This window comes from Anaeromassilibacillus sp. An200 (assembly GCF_002160025.1).
In the GTDB taxonomy this organism is placed as follows: domain Bacteria; phylum Bacillota; class Clostridia; order Oscillospirales; family Acutalibacteraceae; genus Caccousia; species Caccousia stercoris.
The window spans coordinates 1-1,786 of sequence record NZ_NFJU01000110.1; the positions used below are offsets into that span (position 1 = coordinate 1).

The following is a 1,786-nucleotide window of genomic DNA, read 5'->3' on the forward strand; positions in this document are numbered from 1 at the left end:
ACGATGGCCGGTTTGCGTTTCATGTACCGTTCCATATCAAAGAGGTACTTCTTGTCGGCGTCGGCGGTGTACTTATAGTTCGGGTGCTTCGTCAGGTCGTACTTGTCCGAGAGAAACGGGCGCACGCCCCGCAGCATGAAGATACACTTGCCTCCGTCCATCACTGCCAATTCGTCTTGTGTCATCAGCTCCTTTCCCAATTTCTGATAGGTGAGGCCGTGGGAAACCTGGCTGCCGCGGTTTTCCGATTGATTGAAACTGTCAATCGTTTCTTTCCCCAGCAGCTCCGAAATTTCTTTCAGAGTGGATTTCTCCTTGCCTCCCAAAAACAAGGTGCTGTCGCAGTTACCCACGATGGTATCCGCTGCGTCCTTGTAGATGGTCTTTAACTGGCTTTGCGACTGCAAAATAATAGAAGCCGATATTTCACGGCTTCGGATGGTGGCGATCAGCTTGTCGAAGTTCGGGATTTGCCCGATGTTCGCGAACTCGTCCAGCAGGCACCGCACATGGACCGGCAGGCGGCCCCCGTAGAAGTCGTCCGCCTTGTCGCACAGGAGGTTGAAAAGCTGGGAGTACATGAGCGCCGCCACAAAATTGAAGGTGCTGTCTGTATCCGAGAGGATGACAAACAGCGCCGATTTGCGGTCGCCCAGGGTATCCAGCTCCAGCTCGTCCTCCGCCATGAGGTCCCGCAGCTCCTGGATGTCAAAGGGAGAAAGGCGGGCGCCGCAGCTAATCAGTATGGATTTCAGAGTTTTGCCCGCGGCCATTTTGAATTTGCGGTATTGCTTCACGGCGAAGTGATCCGGGTGCTCCTTTTCCAGCTTGGCGAACAGGATGTCCACCGGGCTTTGGAACTCCTCGTCGTCCTCTCTGGCCTCGCTGGCGTTGATGAGGTCCAGCAGGGTGATGAAGTTGCGTTCCTCCGGCTCCGCCTCGTACCAGATGTACCCGATGAGGGCGGAATAGTACAGCCGCTCGGCCTTCACCCAGAAATCTTCACTGGACTTTTCGCCCTCGCCCTTGGTGTTGAGGATCAGGGCGTTCACCAGCTTCAAAATGTCTTTCTCCGAGCGGATGTACGCCAGAGGGTTATACCGCATGGACTTCTTGAAGTTGATGAGGTTTAGGCTTTTAATGCGGTATCCCTTGCGGTCCAGCAGGGTGCCCACCTCGTTCAGGATAGTCCCCTTCGGATCGGTGACCACATAGGAGGAATGGCATTGGAGCAGGTTTGGTTTGACAAAGAACCTCGTTTTACCACTGCCGGAACCGCCGATGACCAGGGCGCTCTTATTTCGAGCGTACTTGGGTTCCTTGGGACGGCTCGACATGGTGAGGCGTTCTGTCTGAGTGAAAATGATGTTATTCTGGAATGCGGGGTCGATATAGGGGGCGATGTCGGCCGGGGTGCCCCATCGGGCGCTGCCGTACTCGATCCCCCGGCGGTATTTCTTCGCGTTCTTGCCCTTGGAGTAGACCGCCAGCCGGATCAGCACCGCGCCGGCGGCGCCCACGCACAGGTCCACCAGATGGAAGCTGGGTGCCAGGCTGGCAAAGGCCGCCGAAAAGCCCTGCCCGATGTGGAGCAGCTTCTCCGAGGCGTCCGCCCCAGGCGCCAGCCGCACCCCCTGGCAGAGCTTGTCAAAGAGATACACGAAGATGAGATACGGAAGGTTGAGGATGATCTGCTTTTTCAGCTTGTCGGTCATCGCGCCACCTCCCGGTCCTTGGTCTTGACCTTCTCCCGTTCCCGGTGTTTGGTCTTTGACTGTTCCTGAGC

At 56.6% G+C, this 1,786-nt stretch carries 1 protein-coding gene; it reads right to left on the bottom strand.

From position 1 onward, the window contains the following. Positions 1–1,715 (bottom strand): VirD4-like conjugal transfer protein, CD1115 family (locus B5F35_RS18050; RefSeq protein WP_087243055.1); only part of this gene is annotated, 1,715 nt, incomplete at its 3' end. Positions 1,716–1,786: the final 71 nt, after the last annotated feature.